Annotated in this window: 13 protein-coding genes and 1 riboswitch; of the genes, 12 read left to right on the plus strand and 1 reads right to left on the minus strand. The window is 44.7% G+C overall.

Going from position 1 to position 15,040, the window contains the following annotated elements; genetic code table 11:
• The first annotated feature begins 60 nt into the window (after window positions 1-60).
• The 3 genes from CS898_RS06565 to CS898_RS06575 all read left to right on the plus strand — a co-directional run bounded on the left by CS898_RS06565 (window position 61) and on the right by CS898_RS06575 (window position 4,250).
• A complete protein-coding gene (locus tag CS898_RS06565; protein ID WP_099208544.1) occupies window positions 61-2,133 on the plus strand; it encodes a DUF5693 family protein in 2,073 nt (690 codons plus the stop codon).
• Between the two features lie 93 nt (window positions 2,134-2,226).
• Entirely contained in the window at window positions 2,227-3,321 is a 1,095-nt protein-coding gene (locus CS898_RS06570; protein WP_009431583.1) for a PfkB family carbohydrate kinase, read from the plus strand.
• The gene (locus CS898_RS06575; protein ID WP_099208545.1) at window positions 3,315-4,250 is read left to right on the plus strand and encodes a pseudouridine-5'-phosphate glycosidase; all 936 of its coding nucleotides are present in this window, start codon (window positions 3,315-3,317) and stop codon (window positions 4,248-4,250) included. The genes CS898_RS06570 and CS898_RS06575 overlap by 7 nt, the downstream gene beginning before the upstream one ends.
• Before the next feature lie 67 nt (window positions 4,251-4,317).
• Here CS898_RS06575 and rodA read toward each other — a convergent pair whose 3' ends face one another.
• Window positions 4,318-5,430 (minus strand): rod shape-determining protein RodA, encoded by a 1,113-nt coding sequence (gene rodA, locus CS898_RS06580; RefSeq protein ID WP_099208562.1) that lies wholly within the window; start codon window positions 5,428-5,430, stop codon window positions 4,318-4,320.
• Window positions 5,431-5,599: 169 nt separating this feature from the next.
• Here rodA and CS898_RS06585 point away from each other — a divergent pair, with 169 nt between their 5' ends.
• The 9 genes from CS898_RS06585 to tnpA all read left to right on the plus strand — a co-directional run.
• Window positions 5,600-6,967, plus strand: coding sequence for a L,D-transpeptidase family protein (locus CS898_RS06585; protein WP_099208546.1), 1,368 nt, complete (start codon window positions 5,600-5,602; stop codon window positions 6,965-6,967).
• A gap of 263 nt (window positions 6,968-7,230) precedes the next feature.
• On the plus strand, window positions 7,231-7,986 hold the full coding sequence (locus CS898_RS06590) for a hypothetical protein (protein ID WP_159459141.1): 756 nt from the start codon (window positions 7,231-7,233) through the stop codon (window positions 7,984-7,986).
• A gap of 204 nt (window positions 7,987-8,190) precedes the next feature.
• Window positions 8,191-9,468: a Sapep family Mn(2+)-dependent dipeptidase gene (locus CS898_RS06595; RefSeq protein ID WP_099208548.1), complete on the plus strand. Its 1,278-nt coding sequence runs from the start codon at window positions 8,191-8,193 to the stop codon at window positions 9,466-9,468.
• A gap of 63 nt (window positions 9,469-9,531) precedes the next feature.
• Entirely contained in the window at window positions 9,532-10,830 is a 1,299-nt protein-coding gene (locus CS898_RS06600) for a sensor histidine kinase (protein ID WP_099208549.1), read from the plus strand.
• Window positions 10,805-11,605, plus strand: a complete 801-nt coding sequence (locus tag CS898_RS06605) for a response regulator transcription factor (protein ID WP_099208550.1) — start codon at window positions 10,805-10,807, stop codon at window positions 11,603-11,605. Before CS898_RS06600 ends, CS898_RS06605 begins: the two co-directional genes overlap by 26 nt.
• A gap of 88 nt (window positions 11,606-11,693) precedes the next feature.
• On the plus strand, window positions 11,694-13,214 hold the full coding sequence (gene nhaC / locus CS898_RS06610) for a Na+/H+ antiporter NhaC (protein ID WP_099208551.1): 1,521 nt from the start codon (window positions 11,694-11,696) through the stop codon (window positions 13,212-13,214).
• Window positions 13,215-13,237: 23 nt separating this feature from the next.
• On the plus strand, window positions 13,238-13,654 hold the full coding sequence (locus tag CS898_RS06615; protein ID WP_099208552.1) for a PH domain-containing protein: 417 nt from the start codon (window positions 13,238-13,240) through the stop codon (window positions 13,652-13,654).
• A 137-nt stretch (window positions 13,655-13,791) separates the two neighbouring features.
• Window positions 13,792-13,906: riboswitch (FMN riboswitch) on the plus strand.
• Between the two features lie 52 nt (window positions 13,907-13,958).
• Window positions 13,959-14,573 carry an ECF transporter S component gene (locus tag CS898_RS06620; RefSeq protein ID WP_009431047.1) on the plus strand — a complete coding sequence of 205 codons (615 nt, stop codon included), beginning with the start codon at window positions 13,959-13,961 and terminating at the stop codon, window positions 14,571-14,573.
• Between the two features lie 187 nt (window positions 14,574-14,760).
• Window positions 14,761-15,040 (plus strand): IS200/IS605 family transposase (gene tnpA, locus CS898_RS06625; RefSeq protein ID WP_143614593.1); only part of this gene is annotated, 280 nt, incomplete at its 3' end.

The following is a 15,040-nucleotide window of genomic DNA, read 5'->3' on the forward strand; positions in this document are numbered from 1 at the left end:
AGGGCTGAGATTTTGCTATAATATGACTTAGATTAAAGTGACTTGTGAAAAGGAGAAGACATGAAAAAAGAAAAAATAGCCGGAGCCTTACTCCTATGCCTGTGGTTGGTTTTTATCCTACCCATCCTAGGCCAGAGGATGGCTGTGGAAAAATCCTATAGGGGCTATGAAACCCTTGTTAATTACGAAGATTTTAAGTCCCAGGCCTTTGCCAGGGGCCAGTCCATCCAGGACTATTTCACAGAATTGGCCCAAGCTGGAGCCACGACAGTAACAGTGGGAGAAGCCACCATTAACTCCCTCAAGGTAGACCCCGGGTCCACCATAGAGACCTCCATGAATGGGATTAACCTCCGGGTCAAGGGGTCCAATGAAGAATTGGCCTTTATCAAGGAGGGCCTCAAGTGTCTGAAAGAGGAAAGGGAAATTAAGGACCTGGGCAATGGAGAAATTGAAATCCAAGGCAAGGAAAAGGACCTGGTCCTAGTCCGAAAAGAAGCTACAGATGTTGTCAAAAACAAGCTGTCTGACCGGGGAGAAAAGGCCTCTATCTTAGAATATGTGGGTCTGGGCTATCAAAAAGACCTGGTGGAAAGCCTAAGAGCCATTCCCAATTTAAATGTCAACCTGACTCCCACCTTTATTGCTGGAGTCCAAGATGATGAGAAATCCATGGACCGTTTTATGGCCAGCCTGGAAGAGTTAAGTCGGGACCAACACTTTGTCCTCTTTCCTGGCAATACCCTTTATGGGGCAGGGCTAGAGAATCCCAAGGACCTTCAAGATCGCTTTGCCCAATTCTTAGGTCAAAAAAAACTGGCCCTAGTCTTAATGGAAGACATCACCCAAAGAGGAAATATGCCCCTAAAGGCTGGAGAGGACTTCATCAAGCGTAGTGATGTAAAGAAGGCCCGCTGCCTGATTACCTGGGACTTTTTACAAAAGCACTACGACTATGAAATTCCCTTCCACCACAACGGAGAAGAGCTAACCAATGTCTACTATCGGGCAATTTCTGAAAGAAACATGGCCATGGTTATGACCAAACCCTTTATGAAAAACAACCTGACCCTACCAGAGAGTCAGGTCTATGCCAATGTTTTAGGCCCCCTCCACCAACGCTTGGAAGACATGCACTACCAAAAGGGACAAGTCCAAGGGATGGAAAACTTCAAGGTGGCTGAGATCTATAAGATTTTACCCTCAATCCTGACAGTGCTTGGAGGGATTATCCTCCTAGACCAAATTTTTGGCCTGAAAAAATTCTTGAAGATAGGAATTTTCATCCTGGGATCTGGTCTGGCCTTTGGAATCTTTGGCTTAAACAAGGCCACCTCCTTTGGAGACCTGGTCTTTAACCTAGCCAACATCATCGTCTTCCCCTCCTTGGCCATGGTCTTTTTGGCCGAGACCTATGACCGAATCAAGGAGGAAAGACCCCAGAAAAGCCTAGCAAAAATCTATGGTCAAGGAGCTGGCGTTCTGGCCCTAGCCCTGGGAATTTCCATGATTGGAGCCCTAAACGAAGTCGTCTTCTTGGCTTCTACAGACTATATGATGGAAATCAATATCTTCCGGGGGGTTAAAATCTCTCAAATTCTTCCCCTGGCCCTGGCTCTTTTAATCTTTGCCAGAAAGATCTACCTGGAAAAGGACCAAAAAATGGGCTATCCTCTTTGCAGAGACCTGCTCTTGTCGGATGTAAAAATTTGGCAGGCCTGTTTGGCAGGGATGGGAGTTATCGTCCTGGGGATCTTCCTCTTAAGAGGGGGAAATACCTCTTCCAAGGTTCCCAGCCTGGAACTACTCTTGAGAAACCTCTTTGAAAACCTCTTCTATGCCCGGCCCAGAACCAAGGCAGTCTTTATTGGCTTCCCGGCCATCATCCTCTTGGTTTATGGGGCCCATAAGGACTTAGGCAAGGTCTACGCCTTTATCTGCTTTATGCTGGCAGCCATTGGTATGGTGGATATTACCAATACCTTCTCCCATATCCGGACACCTCTTTTGATGTCCCTTGCCCGGGTGGGGATTGAATATCTTGGAGCCCTCATAGTAGGAGGAATCCTATTTTGCCTGGCCCAGCTTCTTTACAGGCGCTACCACAACTATGACCAAGTCCACCTAAAATAAAGTTTAAATCCTCAACGAAAGTTGGGGATTTTTCTTGACTTAGATTAAACAAAAGATTATAATATAAACATAAGTGAGAAAAGGAGGCGACTGATGACACCTAGAGAAGAAGAAATCATGGAACTCATTAGAAAAAATCCAAGAATCAGTCAAAAGGAAATCGCTCAGCGACTCAACATTCAACGTTCATCGGTCGCTGCCCATATTAACAACTTAAGTCAAAAGGGCCACATTTTAGGGCGAGGCTACTTGCTTCGTCAAGATCCCTATCTTGTAGTGGTTGGTGGGGCCAACATGGACCTTAGGGGGATTCCCCAGTCTGTTTTAAAGATGAAGGATTCCAACCTGGGATCGGTCCAATCCTCTCCCGGAGGAGTGGGGCGCAACATTGCTGAAAACTTGGCCCGCCTGTCCAACCAAGTCTACATGATTTGTATGTTGGGAGACGACCAGTGGGGCAAGGCCATTATGGACCAAGGCTCCTTGGGAGGCCACTTGTCCTATGAAAAGGCCTATATTCTACCAGGAAGGCAAAGTCCTGTCTATTTGGAAATCCTGGACGAAAACAAGGACATGTTAACCGCCATTAACGACATGACCCTGGTGGAAGAATTGACCCAGGCCCGACTGGCCCAGCATAAGAGGTTTATCGAAAATGCCAGCTATGTGGTCCTAGATACCAACCTACCCCAGGAAAGCCTGGCTTATCTTTTGGACAAGGTCCCCCAAAAGTACCTTGTAGATGGGGTCAGTGGCATCAAGGTCATGAAAATCAAGGACCATTTGGACAAGGTCCACCTTTTAAAGGTCAATGAATATGAGGCCGCAGCCTTGGCAGGCCTGGACCCTCAAGACGACCAGGACTATCCCAAGCTGGCTAAGACCCTTTTGAAGAAGGGCCTTAGCTACCTAGTAATCACTTGTGGCAAGGAGGGGGCCTGGGCCTTCCACAAAAAAGAGACGATCCACCTAAAGGGCAAGGCCCTGGAGGTCAAAAATGCCACAGGAGCAGGAGATGCCTTTACAGCAGGCCTAGCCCATGCCCTGGGCCAAGGTAAGTCCCTAAGAGAAAGTCTTTACTTTGCCATGGGGGCCAGCCGCCTGGCCTTAAAGTCAGAAAAAACCAATGCAGAAGAAATGTCAATTGAAGGAATTAAGAGAGAAATAGAGGAGGTATTTGAATGTTAAATAAAGAATTTTTACAAGCCCATATGGATATTAGTCCAGAAGTGAAAGAAGCCCTGGAAAAGAACCAAGCCGTTGTGGCCTTGGAATCCACCATTATCAGCCACGGTATGCCCTATCCCCAAAATTTAGAAACAGCCAAACGCTGTGAAGAAATTGTCCGGGAAAATGGAGCAGTTCCAGCCACTACAGCCATTATCAATGGTCGGATTAAGGTGGGCTTGACAGAAGAAGAATTGGAATTCATGGCTACAGACAAGACCATCATCAAGTGTTCTACTCGGGACTACCCCATGATGGTGGCCAAGGGCTTAAATGGAGCCACAACTGTAGCAACCTCCATCCTAACAGCCAAGCTGGCAGGGATTAAACTTTTGGTAACTGGAGGGATTGGTGGGGTCCACCGGGGAGCCCAAGAAACTTTTGATATTTCCAGAGACCTTCAAGAATTGGCAACAACAGACATTGTAGTTGTCTGTGCAGGTTGTAAGTCCATCCTGGATATTGGCTTGACTTTGGAATACTTGGAAACTTTTGGAGTTCCGGTTTTGGGTTACCAAACAAAAGACATGCCAGCCTTCTTTACAGAACGGTCAGGCTTCCAGGTAGACTATGCCATGGAAAACCCCCAAGAAGTAGCTTCCCTAGTCCATGCAAAATGGAACCTAGGCCTGGATGGTGGGGTCCTTTTAACCAACCCCATTCCAGCAGAAGATGCTATGGATGAAAAAGTCATCAACAAGGCCATTGAAGAAGCCCTAGTTGAAGCCAAGGAAAAAGGCATCCATGGAAAAGAAGCAACCCCCTTCCTCCTATCCAAGGTTGTGGAAGTAACAGAAGGTAACAGCCTCAAGGCCAACATTGCCCTGGTAGAAAACAATGCAAAAATTGGCGCCCAAGTGGCCTGCCAAATGGCAAAATTAAACAAATAAAACCAATAAAAAAATCCTTGGTCCCAGACGGAAAAGTCTGGGACCAAGGATTTTTATTTAGCATTTTTTATTGGGCCTCTCTCTTGTGGTAGTGGACACTTAAGACCAGGCCCAGGGCAATGAGGTTGACCAGCTGGAAGGTTCCCCCATAGGAGAGGAAGGGCAGGGGGATTCCAGTAATGGGCATAAGCCCCATATTCATTCCCACATTTTCCCAAATATGGATGAAAAACATGGCCGTATAGCCAATGGTTAAATAGCGACCACAAAGGTCACGGCTGGTCCGGGCAATGTCCATAAGCCGGTAGAGCATAAGGCCGTAGAGGACCAGGAGGCCGGCGCCACCGATAAAGCCCAGCTCTTCTACTAAAACCGGAAAAATGGAGTCGGTTTGTTTGGTGGGGATAAAGTTATACTGGGTTTGAGAGCCCTGGTAGAGGCCCTTACCAGTAAACTTTCCAGACCCAATGGCGATTTGGGCCTCGTTGGCCTGGTAGCCCGACCCCTGGGTATTGGCAGAAGGATCCAAAAAGTCCAGGATCCGGTCCTTTTGAAAGTCATCTAAAAAGGGGTAAGAAATAGGTAGAATTAAAATCCCGGCCAAGAGGGCTCCCAGGATGTACTTCCAGGAAATGTTGGCGAAAAAGAGCATGCAGGCAATGATAAAGATAAAGACCATGGCCGTTCCAAAGTCCGGTTGGAGCAAGATTAAGCCCACAGGAACCAGGGCAAAGACCACCACGCTAAGGAGTTGCAGGGGCTGGTTGATGTCGTCCTTTTTCTCTAAAAAAACACTTAGAGAGTAGACCAAGCCCAATTTGATAAATTCCGCTGGTTGAAAATTAACGGGGCCAATACGGAGCCAGGACCGGCTTCCCCAGGACGTATCCCCATGGCCAAAGACCAAGGTGGCCAAGAGGAGGATATTTCCCAACATATAAATAATTAGGTAGTATTTCTTAAAGATTCGAAAGTCAATCCGCATTAAGATAAAGAGGCAGATAAAACCTAAAACACTTGCCAGGGCCTGCTTTCGAACATAGGAAACAGGATTGATATTTAAGGTGGCAGAAGATAAAACCACCAGGCCAAAGATACATAGGCCCAGGATGGTTGCCAGTAAAAGATAATCTATTTTATGGCCAGGAAAGAGTAAAAAACGGCCTTTTTTATTTTCCATGGGGGTCCTTTCTAAAACATTCAAAACTTATCTATCCTAAAATATAATTATACCAGTTTTCCAGTTAAAAAGACCATGAAAATTAAGAGGAATTCATCTCCCAAGACCTTGGGTAAACTTGTCTTTTATGGTATACTACAAAAGATAACGAGAAAAAGGGGGATTATCGTTGAAAAAATTTTTCAAGATATTTTTTATAGCCCTGGTTGTAGTCCTATCAGGAGTCTATTTTGCAGGGGTAGGGATTTTTCACCAATACACCCTGGCCAATACCTATATAAACAATAAAGATTTTTCCTTTGTCAAAAAGGACCAGATAAAAGACCAGTATGAAAAAAAGATGAAAAAACTCCAAGTCACAGTCCTAGGCCGGCATGACTTAAAAGACGTCTTTAAGGCCCAAGATATTGACTATTATGAAAAGCTCACAGGGAAGGCAGATCTCAAACAAAATCCCTGGGCCTGGCCAGTTCTCTTCTTTTCCCACAAGAATTACAAGCTAGACTCCGAGCTCATCTACAATGACCGGGTCTTGAACCAAAGGATTGCTTCTTCACCCTTTGTGACAGACCCCACAGCTACAGACCCCAAGGATGCCTATGTCACCTATAAACAGGGCAAGGGCTTTGTCATTGAACCCGAAGTCCAAGGAACCAAGGTGGCTCCGGAAAAGTTAAAAAATGAGATTTTGCAGGCCCTGAAAAATGAAAAGTCCAAGCTTGACTTAAATAAGGAAAATGTCTACCATGACCCCAAGGTCACCAAGGATTCTCCCTATTTAAAAAACCAATTGGCCTCCCTGGCCAAGATTTCTTCCATCAATGTGGTCTATGACTTTGAGGACCGTAAGGAAGAATTAAATGGGGAAAAGCTCCTGGCCCTCTATACAGATGATGGTCAAGGGAACTTAAATCCAGATCCAGAAAAAGTCAAGGCCTATGTAGCTGACTTAGCCAAAAAATACGACACCTATCGGGGGACCCGGACCTTCTATGCAACAGGAGGCCAAGCCGTTACCGTCCAAGGTGGCATCTATGGTTGGCGGACAGACCAGGCCAAGACAGGTGAAGAACTGCTGAAGCTTTTAAATGAAGGCCAATCCAAGACCCTAAAACCCGTCTATAGCCAAGAAGCCATGAGCCGGACCCAAAACGACATTGGGTCCAACTACGTAGAAATTGACCTGACCCGACAACACATGTGGGTCTACAAAAACGCCCAACTCATGGTGGATACCCCCATTGTTACGGGGAATCCCAACAAAGGAAATGCCACTCCAACAGGGGTTGGTCGAGTTTGGTCCAAGGAAAGAGACCGTTATTTAACAGGGGACACCTACAAGAGCTATGTCCGTTATTGGATTCCCTATACCTGGGTAGGCGTGGGTATCCACGACAGTTCCTGGCGGTCCAGCTATGGGGGTAAAATCTACCAAGCCGGAGGAAGTCATGGCTGCATCAATACACCCCCCAAGAACATGCCAAAAGTTTATGAAAACATCGACTATGGAACCCCAGTGGTGGTTTACAAGTCCTAAAGAAAAGATCCCTGAGGGGGTCTTTTTTTCTGGCTTTTTAAGAAAGGATTGCTTGTTGACCTTACTATAGAAGGGGGTATAATAAAACTAGAAAGATGTCATTTGCATCAAAAGCTAGAGAAGGTTTCATAAAGTTAAAATCCTTCTTAAGCTAGGAGTAAGGCTTTTTACAGAACCAATAGCATATCTTTAGGAGATTTTGTTGTAAAAATCATTTATATTCTAAAGATGAAATGGAGTGGAAGTTGAAAGGAAAGATTGATATGAAAAAATATTCATGGATTCTCTGTCTTCTTTTACTGGTTGGTCTTGTTTCCTGTAAGGGAGAAGATAAAAAATCAGAGGAAGCGGGGCCCTATGTTTCTGCGGGAGTGAATCAAGACTATATTAAACAGTCGATTCCTGATTTTACACCACAAGACGCTGCCTTAATTTCGAGTCGGTTGACAGAAGAGGCCTCTAAAGTAAAAGACCTAGAAAGCAAAGAGGGCAAAGAGTTAACGGAGATAAGAGAAAAACTTTTTAAGGAAAAGCAAGAGGAAATTTTTAAGGGCTATAACTTTAGTCAAGAAGAGATGAAGGCCATCGCCAAGGAATCTTACTTGGGCTATGTGATGGATAATGTTTCCTATACCGAAAAGGGCCACCATAAACTGGAAGTTAGTAAAGAAGATTTACAAAGAGCCCAAGAACAAAAGGCAGACCAAGAGCAAAAAGAAGAAGAGGGCTTCCATGTCTATGCAGACTTCCCCTTTGAAAAAATTCAAAGTAAAATCCCAGAATTTACCCTAGAAGAATCAGAAGTTCTTTCTTGGCGACTAACAGATGAGTTAGAAAAAATGGATGACTTGCAAGGAAAACAAGGAAAAGAACTGACAGAGCTAAGAGAAAAAATTTTAAAAGACAAGGAAAAAGAACTCTTTAAGGGACTTAGCTACTATAACCAAGAGGAAAAAGACTTTATCTGTAGCCAATCCTCCATTGGCTACAAAATAGATGGGACCGAATATAGAGAATAAAAAGAGGACTTCGAATCAAGTCTTTCTTTCGGAAAAGATCCCTGATTGAACTGACCCCATAAAGTTGAATCAAATACCAGAGAGAATTTACATTTTCTCTGGTATATTTTATTTGGCCCTTTATAAAAAAATTTTCCAAGGGGTCTTTTTATTGACGGGAAAAGACTTTTTCACTACAATGAAAGAAAGAAAGGTTGTGAAAATATGGAAATGGACAAAGCAACACAAGACTTATTAAAAGATTTAGATGAAATTGTATCTATAAATAGTGTATCCATAGAAACGGATGACCCCCAAGCCCCCTTTGGCAAGGGAGCTGCTGAGGCCCTGGAAAAAACCCTGGCCCTTTGCGAAAAATATGGGATGAAGGCAAAAAATTGTAACCACATGGTGGGCTATGCCGACTATGGGGACAAGGGGGACCTCATTGGCATCCTCTGCCACCTGGATGTGGTACCGGCAGGAGATGGCTGGTCTTCAGACCCCTTTAAGGTAACCATCAAGGGGGACAAGATCTACGGTCGAGGGGTTACCGATGACAAGGGGCCGGCCATGGCTGCCATCCATGCCATGAAGGAGCTCATTGAAGAAAAAGTTCCCTTTAACCACCGGGTCCGCTTGATTTTCGGCCAAGCTGAAGAAACTGGAGCCTGGAAGGACATGGACTACTACCTGGCCCATGAAGACCATGTGGACTATGGTTTTACACCAGATGCAGAATTTCCTGCCATCTATTGTGAAAAAGGGATCGCTAATTTAAAGATTTCCTTTCCCAAGGACCAAACGGCCTTTGACAGCATCCAAGGGGGCAATGCCACCAACATGGTGGCGGACTCCTGTGAGGCCCAGCTGAAAAACGGAAAGACCCTTAAGGCCCAAGGCAAGTCTGCCCACGGGTCCACCCCCTGGGATGGGGACAATGCCATTGTCAAGCTCTTTAAGGAAGTGGAGGAAGAAGATTGCCTCTTAACTCGTTTCTTCCAAGACTGTGTCAAGGAAGAAAACAATGGAAAGAGCCTGGGAGGCTACTGGTCCGATGAGGAAAGTGGCGAAATTTCCTACAACTATGGGATTATTGAAAGCGACCAAGACCAAATCAGACTCTATGTGGATATCCGCTACCCCATTACAGGAAAAATCCAAGACATTATCCAAAATATAGAAAGAGTCTTGGAAGAAAAGGGCCTTGGGGCTATAAAAATTGACCTAATTCGGGACGAAGCTTTTGTCCACTTGGACCAAGACGGTCCTGTTATGACCAAGCTTCTGGAAGCCTACCGGGAAAAAACAGGAGACCAATCTCCAGCCAAGGTCATTGGGGGAGGAACCTATGCCCGGGCCATGGACGGGATTGTGGCCTTTGGTCCCATGCTACCGGGCCGGGAAGCTACAGAGCACATGCCCGATGAAAGTATTCTTATTGAGGACCTGGTCCTGGCCAAGGAAATTTACAAGTCAGCCATTAAAAAACTCGTAGACTAATGAGATGAAGGAAAGAGACAAGACAGGGACTCCTTGTCTTGTTTCTTTATAAGGAGAGGACCCATGAACCCAATCCAAAACTACCTAGTAGAAAATTTTATTTTCCTAATTATCGTCTTTAGCACCTATTTTGTTGTTTCTGTCAAGTCTTCAGTGGACCGGGACATCAAAGAGGGGATGGCTATCAACATGACCCTGCTTCTTATCATTTCCATCAATGCCTTTTACCGGGACTACTTAAATAGTCGGGGGATTTCTTCCGGGGCCTGGGTCCTAGCCAGCTTTTTCTTCTATAGCTTAAGGCCCCTGCCCATGGCGGCCATGATTAGGATGGTGGACAAGAAAAAAGCGGTCAATTACATTCCTGCCTGGATAAATGCCCTGGTCTACCTGGCTTGTTTTTCTGGGGTCTTGGAAGAAAACCTGGGAATAGGTCAAGACCTGGTGGATTTTTTTATCCAATACACCTATATGATTACAGAATGGGCCTATTGGATTATCTTCCTCTTTGTCTTAAATATGAAATTATACAAGGAATCCAATAAAAATCCCCTGGGGGCTTTTTGCTTTATTTCCGTTTTAATGACGGCCAATATTTTGGATTCTGCAGGGATTCGTCCTGGAATTTTGGTCAAGACCTATGCCATTAGTTTTTTGCTCTATTATCTTATGATTCACGTCTACATCTCCCAACAAGTCAATAGGGAAAAGGACATCAAGCTTAGGGAACAGAGGTTGTCCATGATGCTGTCTCAAATCCAACCCCACTTTTTGTACAATACCCTCAATACCATTACAGCCCTTTGCCGGACCGACCCCAAATTGGCGGAGGAAACTACTGTTAAGTTTTCCAAATACCTAAGAGAAAATATGTACGGGGTAGACTCTAGGGAAGTTCACCCCTTTAGCCAGGAGTTAGACCATATCAAGATCTACCTGGATATTGAAAAACTCAGGTTTGGATCCCGATTAAACATTGTCTATGACATCCAATCTACAGACTTTGACGTTCCTGTTTTGACCCTACAACCCATTGTGGAAAATGCAGTTAAGCATGGGATTTGCAAAAGACTGGAAGGTGGGACGGTGGAAATTAAGAGCCAGAAGATTGGCCGGGACCACCTTATCACCATTACAGATGATGGAGAGGGTTTTGACCCCGAAAGGGTCCACCTGGATGGGAAAAAACACATAGGGATTGCCAATGCCTATGAAAGGTTAAAAAATACTGCTAAGGCCCAAATGGACATTGAGTCCATGCCAGGCTTCGGCACCAAGGTCAAGATTCTTATTCCTGGAGAAAGAGAAAAGATACAGAGATTGGAGGGAGATCGCCGTGAAATACATAGTATTGGACGATGAGCCATTGGCTGCCAACTATCTAGCCGACCTCATTAGGGAAAATGACCCAAAAGCACAAGTAACAGTGGAAACCAACCCCTTGAAGGGTCTGGACCTGGCCAAGAGGGAAGAATTTCATGTCTACTTTATTGATATCCAAATGCCCGGCCTAAATGGGGTGGACTTTGCCAAGGAGCTGAAAAAAATCTATCCCAGAAGTAACTTTATCTTTGTTACAGGCTATGACGACTATATGAAAAATGCCTTTGCCCTGGATGCCAGCGACTATCTTATGAAGCCGGCCAGTTCTGACCAGGTAGGCCATGCCATTAAAAATTTGAGATACCAGCCAGAAGAAGGAGGAGAAGCTCTGGAAAAACGAGTTAAGATCACTTGTTTTGGAAATTTTGACATCCTGGTTGACGGAAGGCCGGTGAAGTTCAAATTTGATAAGACTAAGGAACTTTTGGCCTTCCTGGTCCATCGACGAGGGGCCCGGACCAGCAACCGGGAAATTATGGCCAATCTTTGGGAGGACGAAGGCCATGATTCCTATTTCCGCATGCTGAAAAAAGACCTGAGAGACTGCCTCCAGGACCTGGCCTGCCAAGACCTAATCTACACAGAAAGGGGCTATATGAGCCTGGCCCAGCCAGACTGGATCCAGTGTGACTATTTTACCTGGCTTCAGGATAAAGAAGCAGGGGCAGACCTCTACCATGGAGAGTACATGGCCCAATACTCCTGGGCAGAAGAAGTGAACTCACTTTTAGAACAGGAAAAATATTATTTTTAAAATTCCTGGTCATATTGACACTTCATTGACAAGCAGTCTGCTAGACTATCCTTAAAGTAGTAAAAAAATAATTTAAGGAGGAAACAGCATGAACGAAAATGCAAAAGTAGCTAGGCTGCCAAATAAACTTGAAGCCTTAATACCCATTATCTTTTTATTGGCCGTTATGATCTCCAACTATGTCTTTGGTTGGGGCCAAGACCCCCACATCCCAGTAACCCTGTCTTGTGGAGTTGCCATGATTATTGGACGGATATGTGGCTATACATATAAGGACATGTTGGCTGCAGGTCTAGAAGCGGTCAACCAATCTCTAGAAGCCATTATCATCATCCTACTGGTTGGTTGCCTCATTGGATCTTTCACCGCTTGTGGAACCATCCCCGCTGTTGTCTACTACGGCTTGAAACTCTTATCTCCAGGAATCTTCCTACCCTTTATCACCTTGATGTGTGCCGTTGTAGGGATTGCCCTGGGTTCAGCCTGGACAGTATCTGCCACCCTGGGGATTGCCTTTATGGCCATTGGAAAAACCATGGGCTTAAACCCAGCCCTTATTGCCGGAGCCATCTTGTCCGGAGCCTGCTGTGGAGATAAATTTTCTCCCCTATCAGACTCTACCAACCTGGCAGCCGGGGCCTCCCAAACAGGTCTTTTTGACCACGTTGGAGCCATGGTAACCACAACCTTCCCAAGTTTAGTTATTGCCATTATCATCTATGCCTTCTTCTCATTCTCCAGTGTCAATAGCTATGACCCTACCTTGGCTGATAATCTTTCTGCAGAAATTGTAAACCACTATAACTACATGAGCCCCTTGCTCTTAATCCCCATCTTAATGATCATCATCGTTGCCGTTATTAAGATGCCAGCTATCCCATCCATTGTCCTCTTGTCTTTGGTAGGTTGTATCTTTGCAGCCGTCCTTCAAGGGGCCGGAATTGCCGATTGTATCCGAATGCTCCACTATGGTTATTCTGCTGAATCCCAAAATGAACTTTTCTACACCCTGGTCAACCGCGGGGGAATGGACAGCATGCTTTGGACCAACAACCTGGTTATTGTAGCTGTAGCCTTTGGTGGAATCCTACAAAAAATTGGGGCCATTGAATCCATCCTGGGTCACCTGATCAACAAGGTCAAGACCCCCTTCCAATTGGTTTTTGTTACCCTTATAACTTCCATCTTCTGTATTACCACCATGTGTGACCAATACCTTGGTTTAATTATCCCATCCTCTATGTACAAGGATAATTATGACCAAATGGGCCTGGGCCGGAACATGTTGTCCAGAACCTTGGAAGACGGTGGAACCCTCTGGTCACCCCTAGTACCCTGGTCCTCTTGCGGATCCTACCATACATCCGTTCTAGGAGTACCAACCCTGTCCTACCTGCCCTATTGTTTTATGAACCTCATCAACCCAATCTTTGCCTTAGTTACTGCAAGTTGGGGAGGAAATATCCTCTTTGCAGATGGGTCTAGAACGACCTTCTATGGAAAATTGAAAAAGGGCCGGGGACCTGCAGGAGCGCCAGAAGAAGCGCATGAAATTGCCATGAAGGCCTTGATTGAAAAGAGAAAAGCAGGAATCTATAAGAGTCTTTAAGAAAAATAAAGTGAGTGAAAGCGATGAAATACTATGGAATTCTACCAGAGCGAAAGCTTTGGGTTAAAATAGCAGCCCTTTTATTAGGCATCTTATCCATTTACCAGGCCTTGGCCCATCAAAATTGGTTTTATGTCCCCTTTGGTTTAGTGATTATTCTTGCCAGCTTTTCTGAGAGAAAGCAAGTGGTATCAGACCAGGGAGTGGATATCGAGTACAAGGTCTTGGGGCATTGCTTTCATAACCTTTGGACTTATGAAGAAATTCAAGCCGTCCACAAGGACAGCTTAAAGTCGGCGCCCCGGGTGGAATTCCACTTTAACAAGGGGGCCATCAACCGACGCTTTATCTTTAGTCCGGAAGATGCCCGGGCCATTGAAGACCTATTCCGTGAGAAAAAGCCCAAGATAAAAATTTTAGAGGTAAACCATGGAAATTAAATAACTTTCCCTCATAGGAGGCTGGAAGCTTGGAAGAATCTCCAAGAGTCCAGCCTCCTATTTTATGGAGGGGACTTTGATTCTAATTCTCAAAACATCTTGACAAGGCTAAGGAAATTTGCTATTCTATAAACGAAGAGAATCTTCAGGGCGAGGTGTAATTCCTCACCGGTGGTTAGAGTCCACGAGTCGTAAGACTGAATCGGTGTAATTCCGATACCGACGGTATAGTCCGGATGAAAGAAGGATCTTATAGCCCCGAAGTTGTGGGCATTTTTTTATGCCTAAATTTAAGGAGGTTACAATGAATCAAGTAAACATCAAGTCGACAAAACCAAGAATGGCTACCAGAACCATGACCAAGGTCAGTGTCCTGTCAGTGATTGCCTTTATACTTATGTATGTAGATTTCCCCATTACCTTTTTGGCACCAGGTTTTATTAAAATGGATATTTCAGATGCTCCAGCCCTCATTGGCGGCTTTGCCATGGGTCCCTTGGCTGGAATTTTCATAGAAGGAATCAAGGTTATTTTAGAGATGGTCTTTAAGGGGACCACCACTGGCGGGGTAGGGGAGTTATCCAACTTCCTAGTTGGTTGTGCCTTTGTCATTCCAACCAGTCTTATCTACCACCACCGTAAGTCCTACCGGAGTGCCCTAATAGGTCTTGTAGTGGGGATCCTAGTTATGACTGCCTTTGCAACCATCAGCAATTATTTCTTTATCTTCCCCTTGTATTCTAAGTTCATGCCCATGGATGCCATTATTGCAGCAGGAAGTGCTGTTAGCCATAAGGTTACAGACCTTTGGTCTCTTATGGTCTACTGTATGATTCCCTTTAATCTCTTTAAGGGAGCAGTGGCCAGCCTAGTGACCCTCCTTTTATACAAGAGAGTGTCCCCCATTCTCCACAAGTAAAGATTTTAAGAAGACCACCCTGGAAGAGGGTGGTTTTTTTATTGTGACTTTAGTCAGTTGAGCACGCAACGCGTGCGAAACAAAAAACTACCCGCTATGCGGGTAGGAAACAAAAGGTTATACCAAAAAATCACCTCAGCATTATAATAGAGTTGTTCAGACCTAAAATAATGAAGAGGTGACTTAAATGGCTCAAAAGGCAAATTCATTATCACACACAAAGTGGATGTGTAAATATCATATTGTCTTTACACCAAAGTATAGACGAAAAATAGTATTTAATCAATACCGAGATAGTTTGGGAGAAATATTTAGGACATTATGCAAATACAAAGGAGTAGAAATAATAGAAGGACATTTAATGCCAGATCATGTGCATATGTTAGTTAGTATTCCCCCAAAAATATCAGTGTCAAGTTTCATGGGATACTTGAAAGGAAAAAGTGCACTAATGATGTTTGACAAGC

Origin of the sequence: Urinicoccus timonensis (assembly GCF_900232945.1) — a bacterium.
Taxonomy (GTDB): domain Bacteria; phylum Bacillota; class Clostridia; order Tissierellales; family Peptoniphilaceae; genus Urinicoccus; species Urinicoccus timonensis.

Bases quoted from the DNA above. Each gene is read 5' to 3' on its own strand.
- CS898_RS06615 (WP_099208552.1), top strand. From the start codon at position 13,238: ATGAAATACTATGGAATTCTACCAGAGCGAAAGCTTTGGGTTAAAATA.
- CS898_RS06570 (WP_009431583.1), top strand. From the start codon at position 2,227: ATGACACCTAGAGAAGAAGAAATCATGGAACTCATTAGAAAAAATCCA.
- CS898_RS06600 (WP_099208549.1), top strand. From the start codon at position 9,532: ATGAACCCAATCCAAAACTACCTAGTAGAAAATTTTATTTTCCTAATT.
- nhaC (WP_099208551.1), top strand. From the start codon at position 11,694: ATGAACGAAAATGCAAAAGTAGCTAGGCTGCCAAATAAACTTGAAGCC.
- CS898_RS06575 (WP_099208545.1), top strand. From the start codon at position 3,315: ATGTTAAATAAAGAATTTTTACAAGCCCATATGGATATTAGTCCAGAA.
- CS898_RS06595 (WP_099208548.1), top strand. From the start codon at position 8,191: ATGGAAATGGACAAAGCAACACAAGACTTATTAAAAGATTTAGATGAA.
- CS898_RS06565 (WP_099208544.1), top strand. From the start codon at position 61: ATGAAAAAAGAAAAAATAGCCGGAGCCTTACTCCTATGCCTGTGGTTG.
- CS898_RS06590 (WP_159459141.1), top strand. From the start codon at position 7,231: ATGAAAAAATATTCATGGATTCTCTGTCTTCTTTTACTGGTTGGTCTT.
- rodA (WP_099208562.1), bottom strand. From the start codon at position 5,430: ATGGAAAATAAAAAAGGCCGTTTTTTACTCTTTCCTGGCCATAAAATA.
- CS898_RS06620 (WP_009431047.1), top strand. From the start codon at position 13,959: ATGAATCAAGTAAACATCAAGTCGACAAAACCAAGAATGGCTACCAGA.